General features: G+C 72.2%; 15 protein-coding genes. 8 read left to right on the top strand and 7 right to left on the bottom strand.

Features of this window, described 5'->3' with window-relative positions:
• The first annotated feature begins 3 nt into the window (after window positions 1–3).
• On the top strand, window positions 4–894 hold the full coding sequence (gene tesB / locus AC3AGO_RS06055; protein WP_487819079.1) for an acyl-CoA thioesterase II: 891 nt from the start codon (window positions 4–6) through the stop codon (window positions 892–894).
• On the opposite strand, the gene AC3AGO_RS06060 is transcribed toward tesB, so the two are convergent.
• Complete coding sequence (locus tag AC3AGO_RS06060; RefSeq protein ID WP_487819080.1) at window positions 875–1,906, bottom strand: DUF6397 family protein; 1,032 nt, start codon at window positions 1,904–1,906, stop codon at window positions 875–877. The genes tesB and AC3AGO_RS06060 overlap by 20 nt on opposite strands.
• Window positions 1,907–2,073: 167 nt before the next feature.
• Window positions 2,074–2,466 carry a roadblock/LC7 domain-containing protein gene (locus AC3AGO_RS06065; RefSeq protein WP_487819081.1) on the bottom strand — a complete coding sequence of 131 codons (393 nt, stop codon included), beginning with the start codon at window positions 2,464–2,466 and terminating at the stop codon, window positions 2,074–2,076.
• 130 nt (window positions 2,467–2,596) lie between these two features.
• Here AC3AGO_RS06065 and AC3AGO_RS06070 point away from each other — a divergent pair, with 130 nt between their 5' ends.
• The gene (locus AC3AGO_RS06070) at window positions 2,597–3,025 is read left to right on the top strand and encodes a PPOX class F420-dependent oxidoreductase (RefSeq protein ID WP_487819082.1); all 429 of its coding nucleotides are present in this window, start codon (window positions 2,597–2,599) and stop codon (window positions 3,023–3,025) included.
• 61 nt (window positions 3,026–3,086) lie between these two features.
• On the opposite strand, the gene AC3AGO_RS06075 is transcribed toward AC3AGO_RS06070, so the two are convergent.
• A complete protein-coding gene (locus AC3AGO_RS06075; protein WP_487819083.1) occupies window positions 3,087–3,488 on the bottom strand; it encodes a roadblock/LC7 domain-containing protein in 402 nt (133 codons plus the stop codon).
• A gap of 176 nt (window positions 3,489–3,664) precedes the next feature.
• On the opposite strand from AC3AGO_RS06075, the gene AC3AGO_RS06080 reads away from it, so the two are divergent.
• Entirely contained in the window at window positions 3,665–4,276 is a 612-nt protein-coding gene (locus AC3AGO_RS06080) for a class I SAM-dependent methyltransferase (RefSeq protein ID WP_487819084.1), read from the top strand.
• Between the two features lie 14 nt (window positions 4,277–4,290).
• On the opposite strand, the gene AC3AGO_RS06085 is transcribed toward AC3AGO_RS06080, so the two are convergent.
• On the bottom strand, window positions 4,291–5,199 hold the full coding sequence (locus AC3AGO_RS06085) for an oxygenase MpaB family protein (RefSeq protein WP_487819085.1): 909 nt from the start codon (window positions 5,197–5,199) through the stop codon (window positions 4,291–4,293).
• Window positions 5,200–5,300: 101 nt separating this feature from the next.
• Here AC3AGO_RS06085 and AC3AGO_RS06090 point away from each other — a divergent pair, with 101 nt between their 5' ends.
• Window positions 5,301–6,086 (top strand): hypothetical protein, encoded by a 786-nt coding sequence (locus AC3AGO_RS06090; protein WP_487819086.1) that lies wholly within the window; start codon window positions 5,301–5,303, stop codon window positions 6,084–6,086.
• Between the two features lie 107 nt (window positions 6,087–6,193).
• On the opposite strand, the gene AC3AGO_RS06095 is transcribed toward AC3AGO_RS06090, so the two are convergent.
• On the bottom strand, window positions 6,194–6,376 hold the full coding sequence (locus AC3AGO_RS06095; protein WP_487819087.1) for a hypothetical protein: 183 nt from the start codon (window positions 6,374–6,376) through the stop codon (window positions 6,194–6,196).
• Between the two features lie 197 nt (window positions 6,377–6,573).
• Here AC3AGO_RS06095 and AC3AGO_RS06100 point away from each other — a divergent pair, with 197 nt between their 5' ends.
• Both AC3AGO_RS06100 and AC3AGO_RS06105 read left to right on the top strand, forming a co-directional pair.
• Complete coding sequence (locus AC3AGO_RS06100) at window positions 6,574–9,447, top strand: DEAD/DEAH box helicase (protein WP_487824551.1); 2,874 nt, start codon at window positions 6,574–6,576, stop codon at window positions 9,445–9,447.
• Complete coding sequence (locus AC3AGO_RS06105) at window positions 9,444–10,769, top strand: SWIM zinc finger family protein (RefSeq protein WP_487819088.1); 1,326 nt, start codon at window positions 9,444–9,446, stop codon at window positions 10,767–10,769. Before AC3AGO_RS06100 ends, AC3AGO_RS06105 begins: the two co-directional genes overlap by 4 nt.
• A 16-nt stretch (window positions 10,770–10,785) precedes the next feature.
• Here the strand turns inward: AC3AGO_RS06105 and AC3AGO_RS06110 are convergent, their stop codons facing one another.
• Entirely contained in the window at window positions 10,786–11,586 is an 801-nt protein-coding gene (locus AC3AGO_RS06110; protein WP_487819089.1) for an SGNH/GDSL hydrolase family protein, read from the bottom strand.
• A gap of 313 nt (window positions 11,587–11,899) precedes the next feature.
• Here AC3AGO_RS06110 and AC3AGO_RS06115 point away from each other — a divergent pair, with 313 nt between their 5' ends.
• Both AC3AGO_RS06115 and AC3AGO_RS06120 read left to right on the top strand, forming a co-directional pair.
• Window positions 11,900–13,129, top strand: a complete 1,230-nt coding sequence (locus AC3AGO_RS06115) for an ROK family protein (protein WP_487819090.1) — start codon at window positions 11,900–11,902, stop codon at window positions 13,127–13,129.
• Window positions 13,126–16,095: a glycoside hydrolase family 2 TIM barrel-domain containing protein gene (locus AC3AGO_RS06120; RefSeq protein WP_487819091.1), complete on the top strand. Its 2,970-nt coding sequence runs from the start codon at window positions 13,126–13,128 to the stop codon at window positions 16,093–16,095. Before AC3AGO_RS06115 ends, AC3AGO_RS06120 begins: the two co-directional genes overlap by 4 nt.
• A 152-nt stretch (window positions 16,096–16,247) precedes the next feature.
• Here the strand turns inward: AC3AGO_RS06120 and AC3AGO_RS06125 are convergent, their stop codons facing one another.
• On the bottom strand, window positions 16,248–17,075 hold the full coding sequence (locus tag AC3AGO_RS06125; RefSeq protein ID WP_487819092.1) for an SAM-dependent methyltransferase: 828 nt from the start codon (window positions 17,073–17,075) through the stop codon (window positions 16,248–16,250).
• Between the last annotated feature and the right edge of the window lie 3 nt (window positions 17,076–17,078).

Below are 17,078 nucleotides of genomic sequence, written 5' to 3' on the forward strand. Positions count from 1 at the left end.
GAGTTGACGGAATCCACCCCCGGGCCGAGCCCCAGTCCCGCGGAGCGGCTGGTCGATCTGCTCGACCTGGAGCAGATCGACCTGAACATCTACCGCGGCCGCAGCCCACAGGAGTCCCTGCAGCGGGTCTTCGGCGGCCAGGTCGCCGGGCAGGCGCTGGTCGCCGCGGGACGCACCATCGAGGGCGACCGGCCGGTGCACTCCCTGCATTCGTACTTCCTGCGGCCGGGGCGCCCCGGCGTGCCGATCGTGTATCAGGTCGAACGGGTCAGGGACGGCCGGTCGTTCAGCACCCGCCGCGTGGTCGCGGTGCAGCAGGGCCGGACCATCTTCAATCTCACTGCCTCCTTCCATCAGCCGGAGCCCGGTTTCGAGCACCAGCTGTCGATGCCCGACGTGCCGGGCCCCGAGGACCTGCCGCGGCTGCCGGACGAACTCCGGTCCCACCTGGGCGAGTTCCCCGAGTCGCTGGAGCGGATGGAGCGCCGCATGGCGTTCGACATCCGCTACGTGGAGCGGCTGCGCTGGAGCGAGGACGAGCTGCAGGACGCGGAACCCCGGAGCGGGGTGTGGATGCGCGCGATCGGATCGCTCGGTGACGATCCGCTCGTGCACACCTGCGCGCTCACCTACGCCAGCGACATGACGCTGCTCGACGCCGTGCGCATCCCCGTGGAGCCCCTGTGGGGAGAGCGGGGATTCGACATGGCCTCCCTGGACCACGCGATGTGGTTCCACCGTCCGTTCCGCGCCGACGAGTGGTTCCTCTACCAGCAGGAGTCTCCCATCGCCACGGGGGCGCGGGGTCTGGCGCGCGGCCAGATCTTCGACAGGCAGGGCCGGCTGCTGGTGTCCGTGATGCAGGAAGGGCTGTTCAGGAAGCTGGGTGAGTGACGGGCGTCCCGCCCTTGCCCGCCGTCCTGGTGCGCCTCCGGGGCCACTTGAGCCGGCGGCGCCATCCTCCGGCCGCCTCCGGCGCCGCGTCCCGGACCGTACGGGAGGGCGGCGCGCCCGCCGGACCGGACGCCACGCCGTGGCCGGCTTCCTCACCGGAGCCCGACGGCACGCCGGGATCCGACGGCGCACCCGGCCGGGATGCCGCGCCGGGGCCGGTGAGCGTCCCGGCTCCGGGTTCCGCGCCGGTGTCCGGGCCGGAGCCGGCGGCGCGTGCGACGGACAGTTCGGCCTCCAGCATCGAGCGGAACCACAGGACTTCGTCCGGGTCCGTGCACACGCCGAGCTCTTCCACGAGCTCCCGGGTCACCGGGGACGCCACGCGGACGGGACTCAACTCGGGCCGCAGCGCCGTGAGCCGCACCCGCTCGACGGGGTCGGGCACGAGCCGGTCGAGGACTCGCCCGCCCTCGTCCTCGGCCGGGCCGACGACGGCGGCCAGCGCGGCGGCCCGCTCCCACGGTCCGTCCGCCTGCTCCAGCAGTTCGTCGATCCGCCGGCAGCGCCAGGCGAGCGGGCGCCGGTCAGCGCCTCCCGCGATCCGCGCGCGCAGCGCCGCGGGTGCCGTGCCGGTGAGCAGCTCCGGGCGTTCCTCCGCCAACGCCCGCAGGTCGGCGGGGAGATAGAGCCAGACGACCGTCCGGTACTGGTTCACGAAGAACGTGACCGGGCGGACACAGCCGGCGCGGGCGAGGCGGGTGAACCGGGCGGTGCCGATGCCGAGCAGTTCGGACGCTTGCCCCGCGTTCACCACCCGTACGTCCTCCCGGAGCCGTCGCACGGCTCCTTCCTGCTCCCTGAGCCGCTCCAGCTCGGGGCGCGGCACCAGCCGCCCCTCCCCCTCCGGGCCGCGCACCGTGGGCACCCGGCCCAGCTGCACGGCCACATCCAATTCCCTGCGGCGCAGGCCCAGTTCCCTCGCCGCGGTACGCATCGTGACACGCTCTCGCATGCGGTCATCCCCCACTCACTCGCTGTGTCCATACCCTGAGTGATGAAGGTAGCGCGTTCCCGCGAATCCCGCTGAGGCCTGTGGATAACTCAGTTCTTGCCAGGTCAGGGCACACTCTTGCGGGTGAAATGCGGGTGAAATCGAGGACTGCGGGAACTTCCGCGCGGTCAGTTCCCGTTGCGCACGGTCAACCCCAGGTGTTCGCCCACCCTGTTGACCAACAGCGTCATCTCGTAGGCGACCTGGCCCACATCCGCTTCCGCGCCGGCGAGTACGCACAGACAGCTGCCGTCGCCCGCCGCCGTCACGAAGAGCACCCCCTCCTCGTACTCGATCATCGTCTGCCGGACCCGGCCCGCCTCGAAGTGCTGCCCGGAGCCTCTGGCGAGGCTGTGCAGACCGGACGAGACGGCCGCCAGATGCTCGGCGTCGTCACGCTCCAGCTCCTGACTGCTGCCCGTCACCAGACCGTCGTTGGACAGCACCAGCGCATGCCGTACGGCGTCGACCCGTTTGGTCAGGTCGTCCAGCAGCCAGTCCAGTCCCGTGTTGAGCGCCATCCCCCATGTCCCCCTTCTCCTCGGCACCTGCGTGGCCAGCCTTACCCACGACAGTGCGCTGAGCAACCGTCACCCGGTTTACACACGTCAATACAGGACTTTCTGGCTGTATCTGACGCACCATGACCTCATGGCACACAAGATGACCGATGACGAATGGCGGACCTTCGTCACCTCAGGCACCCGTACCGGCAAGCTGTCGACCGTACGGGCCGACGGCAGGCCGCACATCGCGCCCGTGTGGTTCCTGCTCGACGGTGACGAGATCGTCTTCAACACCGGAGAGGACACGGTCAAAGGGCGGAACCTCGCCCGCGACGGCCGGGCTTCGCTCTGCGTCGACGACGACCGTCCGCCGTTCGCCTTCGCCGTACTGGAGGGGCGCGCACAGCTGAGTGACGACCTGGAGGCCATGCGCCCCTGGGCGGCCCGGATCGCCGCGCGCTACATGGGCGAGGACCAGGCGGAACAGTTCGGGAAGCGCAACGCCGTCCCGGGCGAGCTGCTGGTCAGGCTGCGCATCGAAAAGGTCGTCGCCCTGGCCGACCTCGCCGGCTGACAGGACGGCGACCGTCGCCGTACCCGTGTGCAGGCCGTACACGGGTACGGCCCGCGGTCGTTCAGTTGCCGGAGCCCGCGTGGGCGCCGATCCTGCCGGCCGCACGTCTGGCGAGTCTGTTCATCTCGTAGGCGATGAGCTCGGTTTCGGCCTGCGCGGCGGTGAGCACCGCGAGCACCGTCCCGGCGCCGGAGGCGACGAACAGACAGCCGTCGTCCATGGCGGTCACCGTGTGGTGCACGCCGCCGGTGTGAAAGCGGCGGCCTGTCCCCTCGGCGAGGGTGTGCATGCTGAACGCGATGGCGGACAGGTGCTCGGCTTCCTCGCGGGAGAACCCCCGGGAGACGCCGGCGACCAGTCCGTCGTCGGACAGGACCACTGCGTGCCGCACGGCCGCGACACGGGCCACGAGGTCGTCGAGCAGCCAGCCGAGCTCCTGGAGCGGTTGGGGCGCGTCGGTCACGGGGTGCCTCCTCGGGTGGAGTTGGGGGACCGCCGCACCGACGACAGTAATGGCGTTGCCGTCGCCCGGACACCGGTGCGGAGGCATCCGCTTACCGGACTGCCGCACTCCGCGCGTCACTGCCCGCCGCCGCGGTGCGCGACGGTGCCCCGCACCCCGTGCGCGATGATGGCCGGATGCCACACGACTCGACGGACGACCCGGCCGCCGTACGCGACTTCTTCTCCGCGCGGGCACACACCTGGGACGCCAAGTTCCCCGACGACGGCCCCGCGTACGCCGCCGCCGTCGCCGCGCTCGGCCTGGGCGAGGGCGACACGGTGCTCGACGCCGGCTGCGGTACGGGCAGGGCGCTGCCGCCGCTGCGGGACGCGGTGGGCCCCTCCGGCACGGTGCTGGGCGCGGACCTCACGCCGGCCATGCTGACCGCCGCCGTGGAGGCGGGACGGGACGAGCTCGGCCGGCTGCTGCTGGCCGACGTCTCCCGGCTGCCGCTGCGGAACGGCTGTCTGGACGCGGTGTTCGCCGCCGGCCTGATCTCCCATCTGTCCGGCCAGGAGGCAGGACTGCGCGAACTGGCCCGTGCCGTACGGCCGTCCGGCACGCTCGCACTGTTCCACCCTGTCGGCCGTGCGGCCCTCGCCGCACGCAAGGGCCGCACGCTGACACCGGACGACGTGCGCGCCGAGCCCAACCTCCGTCCCCTGCTGGCCGCGGCGGGCTGGCGGATGCTCTCGTACGCCGACGAGGACGACCGCTATCTGGTCCTCGCCGAACGCGTCGCCTGAGGGACCACAGACTGCTATGCGCGCCGTGTGCCGTGCGGAACGGGGCAGGACGGTATGCCGGGTGTGCCGCTGCCGGGGAACGTGCCCAGGTCGGCCACCCGGTAGCCGTCCGGATAGCCGGGGTAGCTGCGGATCTCCGGGTTCTGGCGGGCGTAGTGCGGTGTCCGCCGCGGCGGCATGAGCCGCACCGTGCGCGCCCGCAGACGCAGTGCGCCACGCACGGCCGTGCGCACTCCCGGCGGGGGCGGCGCGTAGCGGAAGGCCCGCAGCAGTGAGTCGTCCAGCAGCGCCTTGCTCGCCGTGCGCACGGCGGGCGCGAGGAAGCGCGGATACCAGGAGGCCATCAGGTCGAGCGTCGCGTCCGAGACACGGCGGGCGCCCTCGTCCCAGCCGAAGTGGGCGTCCTCGTAGCGGTCGAGGCACTGTTCGAAGTCCTCGTAGGTCTCCGGGAGTTCCGGGATGCCCATCCGGCGCCCGAGCGCGCGGTAGTACGCGGCGGAGGCCCGCAGTTCGTGCTCTGTCAGTGCACGCCAGCCGTAGGCGTCCAGCCAGCGTTTCGGGGTGACGACGAAGGTACAGAGGACGTACCGCATGTCGTCGGGAGAGATGTCGTAACTGCGGTGCATCTGGTTGATCCTGCGGACTGCCGTACGGCCGTCGTCCGAGTCGAAACCGTGCTCCAGTACGGCGTCCAGCAGCAGCGCGGTGTCGTCGTACCGCTTCTGCGAACGGTCCGTCAGTTCAGCGGTACGGGCGAGCAGCCGGCCGATGGAGGGCACGGCGTACGTGCGGTACAGGGCGAGTTCAAGGGCGCGGGTCATGTCCCACGGGAACTCGTACTGCGACATCAGCCGGTAGATCTCCAGGAAGTCCTGCTCCGGGTCCAGTTGCAGGATCCTCTTGAGCCGGTTGTAACGCTGCACACGCGTCGCCCCTTCTGTCCCCTCGGCACCGGGCCCCACCCCTGTCGGCAAGCCACCTCTAGGGTTATCGTTCCCCGACACTGATCGAAAGGGGCAGCGCGGTGGCGGCCGAAGAAGACGACGCACTGTATGTGCTGACGGCGGTTCTGCTGACTCCGGCTCAGTTCCCCAGCGTACTGGGCGACGACTACCCGCAGGCGTGCGCGGCGCTCGGGCTGCAACCGTACGAAGAGGGCTACGGGCTGGTGCTCGGCCAGGACGGGACCGGCGCCCGCTGGACCGTGGCCACCGAGGACGTGACGCTCGTCGCCTGCGCGATCGCGGCGTGGGACTGCGGGATGGAGTACGACCTCTCCCCCGACGACCGGACGATCGCCGACGCCATGCCCGGCTGGCCGCTCGCGCTCGCCGTGGCGACACCCGGCGTGCCCGCACCGCACGACCCCGACCCGGATGCCGAACTGGACGGCGGGCGGCAGCCGCTGACCCCGCCGGACACGGAGAACTGGGGACCGGCGCAGCGCAGACTGGGCGCCGACGAGATAGCCGCACAGTGGGCCGTGTGGCGCGAACAGGTCGACGAGGGCGTCGAGTTCGTGGAGCCCGGCGAGCAGCCCAGCCCGTCCGTACGCCGAGTGCTCGACCAGGTGCACGCCTACGTGGCGGAGCCGCCGCCGCCCGGCCGGATCCGCTCGGCGTTCGCCTCCGGCGAGGCACGCATCCTCCGCGCGGACGGCCCGGGCTGGAGCATGGTCGCGCGCACCGACGACATCGCCTTCCTGCTGCTGGACGACGAGCCCGGTGACGTACTGCCGGTCGGCCGCGGCCCCGAGCTGCCGGAACTGCTCACGAAGCTGGACAGCATCGCCCTCCGGCCGGCGGTCTGAACGCCGCACCGCCGCCCGGCCGCGCACCGCACGCCTGAACACCAGGACCGTCCCGCGTCACCGCTGCCCGGCGCCGGGACGGCCTGCCCTTCGGGACATCCCGGGCGTCAGCCGCCGAGCTCCTTGCGGGACGACCGGCGGAGCCGGCGCCGCTGCGACGGGTCGAGTGCCAGATAGGCGACGGCCGGCACGCCGACGATCACCACGACGGCGATCCAGAACGACGTCAGCCACCACAGGAGCAGCCCCACGGCCACGCCGCCCACTGCGAGCTTTCCTCGGTTGGTCATCTTCGGTCCTCCTCCGGAGCAGCGGCTGCTGCCGCTGTCTCCATTGAACGCCCATACCGCGTCAGGCGTTCCACACCGGCCGGGCTCGCTTCCGGCTCGCGTGGCGACTGATGTACCCTCGGCCGCCTCTGTCTCCACTAGTCAAATTTGAGGAACGTGTCGGCCCCGTGGCACAGACCGTCGTATCGCCCGCCCGCATGTCCGAACTGGCGCACTGTGCGGCAGTTCTGCTGACCGCGGACCCTCCGCGCTCCTCACGCGTCGCCTTCTGGCATCCCGACGGCAGTCCGCCCGTCTCCGGCACGGCGGAGGAGGAGACCGAAGAGCTCACCGTCGTACTGCCCGACGAAGACGGCGACGTCGCACCGCACACCGTGCCGGCGCTGACGCTGCCCGTGCGGGACGCGCTGCCGGTGCTCACCCGCGCGCGGAGCGCCGTACCCGACAGCGGGGCCGCCTTCTGGGGCGCCGCCGCCGTCCTGGCGCTCCAACTGGCGGCGCGGGGGCGGCTGCTGCCCGGGCTCAGCCCCGCCGAACACGACGCCTGGCGGCTGGGCCCGCTGGACGAGAACGACATCGCGCGGCTGCACGAGCTGGCCGCCGCCATGCCACCGCACGCGCACGCCGTGCCCCTGCCGGACGGTGAGCTGCGGCTGCCGGAGCCGGAGCGGCAGCTGCGGGCGTTCCTGGACGCCGTGGCCGACGGCCTGCCCCGTACCCCGGCGGCGGCCTTCGCCACCGGAGGTCCCGCCTTCGCCGCGCAGGAGCCGCAGCACATTCCCGAACAGCGCGACTGGGCCGCCGATGTGGCGGCCGGCCACGACGCGGGCGTCCGGCTGTCGCTGCGCGTCGAGCTGCCCGGGCTCTCCACGGGCAGTACGGCCGGGTCCGCGGGCGAGGCGCCGGCCGTACTGCGCTTCCGCGCGGTGCTCCAGTTGCACAGCCTCACCGATCCGCTGCTGGTCGCCGACGCGGCGGAGGTCTGGTCGGGCAGCCGGCGGGCCGGCGGATTCGGGCCGCGCGCCCGTACGGACACCCTGCTGACGCTGCGCCGGGCCGCGGCCGCCTGGGAGCCGCTCGCTCCGCTGCTGTCGGCGGCCGTTCCGGACTCCGTCGAGCTGGCCGACGAGGAGATCGGCGAACTGCTGAGCGCTCCCGTGGGCCGGGCCCTGGAGTCGGCGGGCATCCAGGTGCACTGGCCGAAGGAGCTGGCACGCAGCCTCACGGCCCGCGCCGTCGTGAGCCCCGGCACGGACGGCGAGGACGAGAGCGCGGGACCCGGCCGGGCAGGGTCGGAGGCACCCTCGCTGATGTCGGCCGACGCGCTGCTGAGCTTCAGCTGGCGGCACACACTCGGCGGCGAGGAGCTCACCCGCGCGGAGCTCGACCGGCTCGCGGAGGCCGGGCGTCCTGTCGTACGGCTGCGCGACCAGTGGGTGCTCGTCGATCCGGAGGCCGTCCGCAGAGCGCGCAACCGGCAGGACACCAAGGTCTCTCCGCTCGACGCGCTGAGCACCGTCCTCACCGGCACCGTCGAGGCCGACGGAGAACAGGTCGACGTACAGGCCACCGGCTGGCTGGAGACCCTGCGCGAACAGCTCGCCGATCCGGAACGGCCGGGCACCGAGCCCGTTCCGCAGCCCGGGGCACTCACCGCGACGCTGCGCGACTACCAACTGCGCGGTCTGGACTGGCTGCACAGGATGACGTCGCTGGGCCTCGGCGGCTGCCTCGCCGACGACATGGGCCTGGGCAAGACCATCACGCTCATCGCCCTGCATCTCCACCGGCAGCAGCTGCCCGGCGCCGCCGGACCCACGCTGGTCGTGTGCCCCGCCTCGCTCATGGGCAACTGGCAGCGGGAGATCGAGCGGTTCGCGCCGGGCACACCGGTACGCAGGTTCCACGGCACGTCCCGCAGCCTGGAGGGCCTGGCCGACGGCGAGTTCGTGCTGACGACGTACGGCACGATGCGGCTCGATACCGAACGGCTCGCCGGACTGCCGGAGCCCTGGGGCCTGGTGGTCGCGGACGAGGCGCAGCACGCCAAGAACCCGTTCTCGGCGACCGCCAAGGCGCTGCGCACAGTTCCCGCACGTGCGCGTGTCGCACTGACCGGCACACCGGTCGAGAACAATCTGTCCGAACTGTGGTCCATTCTCGACTGGACCACGCCGGGGCTGCTGGGCCGGCTGTCCGCCTTCCGCAAGCACTACGCCGAGGTGGTGGAGGGCGGCGAGGACCCGGCGGCGGCCGAACGGCTGGCCCGGCTGGTGCGCCCCTTCCTGCTGCGCCGGCACAAGACCGACCCGGGCATCGCGCCGGAGCTGCCGCCGAAGACGGAGACCGACCACGCGGTCGCGCTCACCCCCGAACAGACCGGCCTGTACGAGGCGGTGGTGCGGGAGGGTCTCGCGGAGCTGTCCGGCGTCGACGGTTTCGCGCGCCGCGGTCTCGTCGTCAAGCTGCTCACGTCCCTGAAGCAGATCTGCAACCATCCTGCGCAGTACCTCAAGGAGGACAGCCCGCGTCTGCGCGGGCGTTCGGGAAAACTGGAGCTGCTGGACGAACTGCTCGACACCCTGCTGGCCGAGGACGCGGGCGTGCTGGTCTTCACGCAGTACACGCAGATGGCCCGGCTGCTGGAACGGCATCTCGCCGACCGTGGCGTACCCACGCAGTTCCTGCACGGCGGCACGCCCGTCGCCAGGCGCGAGCACCTGGTGCAGCGCTTCCAGGACGGTGAAGTCCCCGTCTTCCTGCTCTCGTTGAAGGCCGCGGGCACCGGCCTCAACCTCACGCGCGCGGGACACGTGGTGCACTTCGACCGCTGGTGGAACCCGGCCGTCGAGGCGCAGGCCACCGACCGTGCGTACCGCATCGGACAGCACCGCGCCGTCCAGGTGCACCGGCTCGTCGCCGAGGGCACGATCGAGGACCGGATCGCGCGGATGCTCGAGCGCAAACAGGCCCTGGCGGACGCCGTGCTCGGCTCCGGCGAGGCGGCGCTGACCGAACTGACCGACGCCGAACTGGCGGACCTCGTCGAGCTGCGGAGGAACGGGCGATGACCGGAACAGCGGGAGCGGCCGACGGCAACCCCGGCATGGAGCGCACGTTCGCGGCCCTGCCGCCCGCGGCGGGGCGGGGCTTCGCACAGACCTGGTGGGGCCGCACATGGCTGCAGGCCCTCGAGGACACGGCGCTGGACGGTCAACAGCTGCGCAAGGGCCGCGCGTTCGCGCGCACGGGCGCGGTGGGCGCCGTCTCCGTACGTCCCGGACGGGTCACCGCCGTCGTGCACGGCAGGGACGGCACCGCGTACCGCGCCGACGTACTGCTGCGCGAGCTGGACGGCGACGAGTGGGACCGGCTGCTGGACGTGGTCGTCTCGGAAGCCGGCTATATCGCCGCACTGCTGGACCGGGACATGCCGCCGCACCTCGCGGAGGACGCGGCGGGTACGGGTGTCGAACTGCTGCCGGGCATCGGCGATCTGGACGCCGAGTGCACCTGCGAGGCCTGGGACCACTGTGTGCACACCGCGGCGCTCAGCTATCAGGTGGCACGTCTGCTGGATCAGGACCCGTTCGTCCTGCTGCTGATGCGCGGCCGCGGGGAGCGGCAGCTGCTGGACGAGATCCAGCTGCGCAGCGCACGGGCCGCGGGTCCGGAGGACGCTGACGGGAGTGACGACACGTCAGCCTCCGCCGGGGAGCGGGGAGTTCCCGCGGACGAGGCGTTCCGGCTCGGCGCGCTGCTGCCGCCGCTGCCCGGCCCCCCGCCGGCTGTCGCGCAGCCCGGCTGCGCGCCGGCGCTGGACGGCGGCACCCCGCCGGCGTCCGGACTGGACGTGGCGGCGCTGGAGTTCCTCGCGGCGGACGCCGCCGTACGGGCACACCGCATGCTGTCCGAGGCCCTCTCCCCCGAGCACTCCGGCAGTGTGCCGGCGCCGCCGCTCACCACGTGGCAGGACGCCGTGCGGCTCGGTGCGGCGCGGCCCGGTGCCGCGGTGTGCGCCAGGCTCGCCGCGGCCTGCGGCCGTATGCCCGCTCAGCTCCAGCACGCCGTGCGCGCATGGGAGTTCGGCGGGCCCGGTGCGCTGGCCGTCCTGGAGGACGAATGGGAGCCGGAGCCGGAAGCGCTGGCCCGCGCGCGTGACCAGCTGGCCGCGGCCTGGGCGGACGACGACACGCGCCCCCGGCTGCGCGCGTCCCGCAACCGCTGGACGGCGGTGGGCCGTTCCGTTCAGCTGCGCTACGGGCCCGACGGGCGCTGGTGGCCGTACCGCAAGGAGCGCGGGGCGTGGTGGCCGGCCGGCGGGCCCGAACGGGACCCGGCGGCGGCCCTGTCGGCCCTCCTCGCCGACGGTGGCGCCGACGAGGAGAGCTGACGGTCGGCCGGTTCCCTCAGCCGGCCTGTTCCATGACGGGGTAGTAGCCGCCCGACTGTCCCGCGGCCGTCGGGTGGTACGACTCGTCGACGGGATAGGTGACGCTGTGCAGCCACGGCGCGCCCGAGCAGATCTCGTGCCCGCTGAACGTGCCGCGTACGTCGCCGAATCCGAAGCCGTGGTCGGCGGCACGCTTGGCCGTGACCCCGTTCAGATCGTCGGCGGCGGCGTTGATGGCGGCGCGCGACTTCTCGCTGATGCCGGCCTTGCACTGGCCCTGCAGCTGGTACATGCGCGGGTAGCCGAGCACGGCCACCTTGGCCGCGGGGGCCTTCTGGCCGATGGCGTCGTACACGGCGTCGAGCTTGCCGGGCAGTGTGTTGTTGATGTACTCGCGGGCCTGTGCCACCCGTGCCAGGCACCGGCTCTCGCCCTGGGTGACGCAGACGGTCATGGTGTCGCCGAAGCCCGCGTCGTTGCCGCCGATGCTGATGCTGACCAGCCCCGTGGAGCTGTTGAGCGGCCCCAGCTGTCCGGCCAGCACATCGCCGGTACGGGCTCCGGAACAGGCGGTGAAGGCGAAGGAGGAGGGGGAGTTGGCGGCGCGCCACAGCTGTGGGTACGCCTTGGTGCTCCGCTTGCAGCCGCCGCTGGCGGGGTCGTAGCTGCCGGCGCCGGTGCCGGAGGAGTAGGAGTCGCCGAGCGCCACATAGGCCGGAGCGGCGTCCTGCGCCGCGGCGGGGGAACCGGTGAGAGCGGACAGTCCTGCGGTCGCGGCCAGGGCGGTTGCCACGGCCGTCCATCTGCGCAGCTTCATGGGACCTCTCATGGGGTGACATGGAGGAAACTTCTGTCACTTGTCGTGTAGCAGCGCGCCGCCCATCCGAGAAGTGTCCATGCCAAGAGTTACGTTGCCTGCCACCGGCATGAACGAGTGGTGCGGCGACGGGTACCGGTGTCCTTCCGGACGAAGGGCACCGTTCACCCGCGTGCCGCGCGGTGTGCGAAACGCGAGCCGGAATGTTCGTTCCGCAGCGCTGTGATCCCTACACGCTCCCTTTCGTCAGGGGTTGTTGAAAGGGTTGCGCGAGAGGGTTGTCCCGCCCCGGAACGGCGCTTAGCGTGACGGCGTGACGCGTACCTCGCGGGACATAAGGACCGCCAACCGTCACCGGGTCCTCCGGCACGTGATCGCCGAATCCCCGGTGGCGCGGCCGCGGTTGGCGTCCGGGACGGGCCTCAGTCTGGCCACGGTCTCCACGCTGACCGGCGAGCTGCTGTCGCTCGGGCTGCTGGCCGAGTCGGGGTACGAGGAGTCGGCCGGCGGGCGGCCGCGCGCCCTGCTGACGCCCGACACCCGACGCGGTGTGCTCGTCGGCGTGGACATCGCCGAGACCTATGTGCACGCCGAGGTCTACGACTTGGCCTGCACCGTCCTCGCCCGCACGGGGGAACGGCTGCACCGCGACGAACGCGAACCCTCCCGTGTCGCCGAGCGGGTGGCCGGGGCCGTCCGTACGGCGGTGGCCAAGGCGGGCCTTTCGGAGGACCGGGTGCTGGGCACCGGGATCAGCATGCCCGGTGTCGTGGACCGCGCCGGCGGCATCTCCGTGTACGCGGCCAACTGGGGCTGGCACGACGTACCGCTGCTGGAACTCCTGCGCCCCCGGCTGCCGATGCCCCTGTTCCTCGACAGCCCGCTGCACGCGAGCGCGCTGGCAGAACTGTGGTTCGGTGCGGTGCGCGGACGCGAGGACGCGGTCGTCGTGAACGTCGGTACGGGCGTCGGCGCGGGTCTCGTCATCGGCGGCGAGGTGCACCGGGGCAAGGACAACGCGGCGGGCGAGTGGGGGCACACTCCGCTCGTGCCGGACGGCAGGCCGTGCCGCTGCGGCAACGCGGGCTGTGTGGAGACGTACGCCGGAGCCCCCGGCATCATGCAGACGCTGGCCGAACTGTCGCCCGGCAGCCCCATGCTGTACCGCGCCGACCAGACCGCCACCATCGAAGCCCTCGTGCACGGACTCACCCACGGCAATCCCGCGGCGTGCGAAACCGTCCGGCGGACCGGCCGCAGTCTCGGCTCCGCACTGGCCGGCCTGGTCAATCTACTCAACCCCGAAGTGGCCGTGCTCGGCGGCTGGGTGGCGGCGGCACTCGGACAGCCGCTGCTGGACGAGGTCCGCGCCGTCGTCGCCCGCCGCGCCCTCACCCACCCGTTCCGCGGGACGGAGTTCGCGCTCTGCCCGCTCACCGCCAGTCCCGTCTGCCTCGGCACGGCGGCCCTCGCCCTGGAGGGCCTGCTGTCCGTGCCGGCGCGGCGTTCCGACCACCAGCGCATTCCACAAGGAGAGCGATGAGCACGACGTACTACGAGGACGTGTCCCCCGGACGCGGCGCCCTTCCGCCGCGCGCCTGGTGGCCCGGCTCCGACAGCGCACGGCTGAGCCTCAACGGACGCTGGCGCTTCCGCCTCTCGCCCACGGCGCGGGCGCGCGGAACGGAGTTCGCCGCCGACGGCTTCGACGCCTCCGGCTGGGACGAGCTCAGGGTGCCCGGCCACTGGGCCCTGCAGGGGCACGGCGCGCCCGCCTACACCAACGTCAACTACCCCTTCCCCATCGACCCTCCGCACGTGCCCGACGAGAACCCGACGGGAGACCACCTCCACGTCTTCGACCTGCCGGACGGCTGGCCGGACAGCGGACAGGGCGACGGCGCCGAGACCGTACTGCGCTTCGACGGGGTGGAGTCCTGTGCGCGGGTCTGGCTCAACGGACAGGAGCTGGGCGACTTCCAGGGCTCCCGGCAGGCGCACGAGTTCGCCGTCGGCCGGCTGCTGCGGCAGCACGGCAACGTCCTCGCCGTACGCGTGCACCAGTGGTCGGCGGGCAGTTACCTCGAGGACCAGGACATGTGGTGGCTGGCGGGCATCTTCCGGGATGTCACCCTGCTGCACCGGCCCGCCGGTTCGGTCACCGACTTCACCGTGCACGCCGACTACGACCATCTGACCGGCGAGGGCATGCTGGCGGTGGAGTCCGAGCCGGCAGGCCGGATCCGCGTGCCGGAACTGGGTGTCGACGCCGCCACCAGTGAGCCCGTACGGATCCCCGTCGAGCCGTGGACGGCGGAACAGCCGCGGCTGTACGAGGCGACGCTGACCACCGGCGGGGAGACGGTGCCGTTCCGGGTGGGCTTCCGCCGGGTGGGCATCGAGGACGGGCTGCTGAAGGTGAACGGCCGGCGGATCCTGTTCCGCGGTGTGAACCGGCACGAGTTCCATCCGGACACAGGCCGCACGGTGGACACGGCCACCATGCGGCGCGACCTGGAGCTGATGAAGCAGCACAACATCAACGCCGTGCGCACCAGCCACTATCCGCCGCACCCGGCCTTCCTCGACCTGTGCGACGAGCTCGGTCTGTGGGTCATCGACGAGTGCGATCTGGAGACGCACGGCTTCACCCAGGTGAAGTGGCGCGGCAATCCGGTCGACGACGAGCGGTGGACGCCGGCGCTGCTGGACCGTGCCGAGCGGATGGTCGAACGGGACAAGAACCATCCGTCGGTCATCGTGTGGTCCCTCGGCAACGAATGCGGCAAGGGCAGCGGGCTGTCCGCCATGGCCGAGTGGATCAGGGAGCGCGACCCGTCCCGGCCGCTGCACTACGAGAACGACCGCGACTGCCCGGACAGCGACTTCTACTCCCGCATGTACGCCCCGCACGACGAGGTCGCACAGATCGGCCGGTACGAGGAGGCGTCCACGAAGGACCCGGCGCTCGACGCGCGCCGCCGCGGTCTGCCGTTCCTGCTGTGCGAGTACGCGCACGCCATGGGCAACGGTCCGGGCGGACTGAGCGACTACCAGCGGCTGTTCGAGACGTACGAACGGTGCCAGGGCGGGTTCGTCTGGGAGTGGATCGACCACGGGCTGCGGCAGCACACCGCGGACGGGCGGGAGTTCTTCGCGTACGGCGGGGACTTCGGCGAGGAACTGCACGACAGCAACTTCGTCTGCGACGGACTGCTCTTCCCCGACCGCACTCCCTCTCCGGGGCTGACCGAGTTCAAGAAGGTCGTCGAACCGGTCCGCATCGAGGGCGATCCGGGTGCGGACACGGTCACCGTCACCAATCTCCACGACTTCGCCGACCTGTCCGCGCTGACGTTCCGCTGGACGTTCGCGGTGGACGGGGAGACGCAGGACGAGGGGCCGTTGAGTGTGCCGCCGCTGGCGCCCGGTGAGTCGGCGTCCGTCAAACTGCCGCCGACGCCCCATACGGACCGAGCGGGCGAGGCCGTGTGGACGGTCCGTGCGGTGCTCGCCCAGGACGCGGCGTGGGCCGGACAGGGGCACACTGTCGCCTGGGGCCAGACCGCCGCACAGACTGTGCAGGACAGCGCCCAACGAGGCGTACCCACCCGCCTGTTGACTCCCGAACTGCCGGCCGCCGGACAGGACGGACCCGTACGCCTCGGGTCCGCCGAGTTCGACCGTGCGACCGGCCGTCTCGTACGGCTGGGCGGCATCCCGCTCGACGGACCGCGGCTGGACGTCTGGCGCGCCCCCACGGACAACGACAACGGCGCCTGGTGGCAGCCGGACACCCGGTACGGGCAGATCTGGCGCAAGCGCGGAATGCACCGGATGCGGCACCGTACGCAGGCGGTGGAAGCCGACGGCGACGCGCTGGTCGTCCGTACCCGGGTGGCGCCCGCCGCCGGGGACATCGGTCTGCGCACGGTCTACCGGTGGACCGGCGACGGCAGTCTGCTGCGGCTGGCGGTCACCGTCGAGCCGGAGGGCGACTGGACGTTCCCGCTGCCGCGCCTCGGGGTACGGCTGGGCCTGCCCGCGAGCTTCGGACACGCGGCCTGGTACGGCGGCGGCCCCGGGGAGGCCTACCCGGACACCCGCGCCGCCTCCATGACGGGGCTGTGGCACAGCACGGTCGACGACATGCAGACCCCGTACGTCTTCCCGCAGGAGAACGGCGCCCGCTCCGACGTCCGCTGGGCCGAACTGCGCGACGGGGACGCCCTGTCCGGCACACCGGACGGCGGGCTGCTGCGCGTCGAGGCCGACGGAGCGCCCTTCTGGTTCACGGCACGCCGCTGGACGAGTGAGCAGCTGGACGCCGCCGCGCACACCACGGACCTCGCGCCCGGTGACACGGTGTGGGTCAACCTGGACCACGGCCAGCACGGAATCGGATCGCAGTCCTGCGGTCCGCCCGTACTGCCGAAGGACCGGCTGGAGGTCGGCCCCGCCGAGTTCTCCTTCGTGTTCCGGACCGGAACGGGCGGCAGCGGGAACTGACCGGCCCGCCCGTGTGCGACGGGCGGACGGTCCGCTGACGACGCCTGACGGCAGCGTCGGCGGACCGGCCGCCCACCCCCGATCCCCCGCCCCCGCGACCCGCGGTGTGCGGGTGACCCTGTCGCCCCGTCGGGCTGTATCTCCTCAAGCCCTCAAAAGCCGGGCGGGAAGCCGCCCTTCACGCCGACACCCGCGTACCCGACGTGCTGCTGCAGTTCGGCCGCGTCGGGCAGCGGGCCGTCGGGACGCCACAGGGGGATCTGCACCAGCCCAGGGTCGACCAGCTCGAAGCCCTTGAAGAGCGGCAGCACCTGTTCCTTGCTGCGCAGCCGCAGGTTCGCCGTCGCGTTGTCGTAGACCGACGCCGCCTGCCGCAGGGCCGCACCGCCGTCGAAGTCGCCGGTGATGTGCGTGAGGATGAGGCAACTGCCCTCCGGCAGCCGCTCGGTGAGGGCGGCGACGAGTGCCGCCGGGTCCTCCTCGTCCTGGACGAAGTGCAGGACGGCGACGAGCAGCAGCGCGACCGGCTGGTCGAAGTCGATGAGCTTCCGGAGCACCGGGTGCTCCATGATGGCGTCGGGGTCGCGCAGGTCGGCCTGTACGAAGTCGGCGTTGCCGGAGTTGGTGAGCTTGGCCCCCGCGTAGGCCGCCACGATGGGGTCGTTGTCGACGTACGCGACCCGCACGTCGGGGTCGGTCTCCCGGGCCACCTCATGGGTGTTGGGCGAGGTGGGGATGCCGGTCCCGATGTCGATGATCTGCCGGATGCCCCGGCCGACGACCGTGGACACCGCGCGGCGCAGGAAGCCGCGGTTGCTGTGCGCGGTCAGCCGGATGTACGGCGCGAGGCCGAGGACGCGGTCGGCCGCCTCTCTGTCGACGGTGTAGTTGTCCCTCCCGCCGAGGTAGTAGTCGTACATCCGCGCGGGGTGCGGCTTGCTGGTGTCGATGTGCTCGGGGCTGCTGCCCGGTTCCGGCACGGG

This window comes from Streptomyces sp. BL1, assembly GCF_057628045.1.

Excerpts from the sequence above, each read along its gene's own strand:
- AC3AGO_RS06060 (WP_487819080.1), bottom strand. The coding sequence starts at position 1,906 with ATGCGAGAGCGTGTCACGATGCGTACCGCGGCGAGGGAACTGGGCCTG.
- AC3AGO_RS06065 (WP_487819081.1), bottom strand. The coding sequence starts at position 2,466 with ATGGCGCTCAACACGGGACTGGACTGGCTGCTGGACGACCTGACCAAA.
- AC3AGO_RS06070 (WP_487819082.1), top strand. The coding sequence starts at position 2,597 with ATGGCACACAAGATGACCGATGACGAATGGCGGACCTTCGTCACCTCA.
- AC3AGO_RS06080 (WP_487819084.1), top strand. The coding sequence starts at position 3,665 with ATGCCACACGACTCGACGGACGACCCGGCCGCCGTACGCGACTTCTTC.
- AC3AGO_RS06095 (WP_487819087.1), bottom strand. The coding sequence starts at position 6,376 with ATGACCAACCGAGGAAAGCTCGCAGTGGGCGGCGTGGCCGTGGGGCTG.
- AC3AGO_RS06100 (WP_487824551.1), top strand. The coding sequence starts at position 6,574 with ATGTCCGAACTGGCGCACTGTGCGGCAGTTCTGCTGACCGCGGACCCT.
- AC3AGO_RS06105 (WP_487819088.1), top strand. The coding sequence starts at position 9,444 with ATGACCGGAACAGCGGGAGCGGCCGACGGCAACCCCGGCATGGAGCGC.
- AC3AGO_RS06110 (WP_487819089.1), bottom strand. The coding sequence starts at position 11,586 with ATGAAGCTGCGCAGATGGACGGCCGTGGCAACCGCCCTGGCCGCGACC.
- AC3AGO_RS06120 (WP_487819091.1), top strand. The coding sequence starts at position 13,126 with ATGAGCACGACGTACTACGAGGACGTGTCCCCCGGACGCGGCGCCCTT.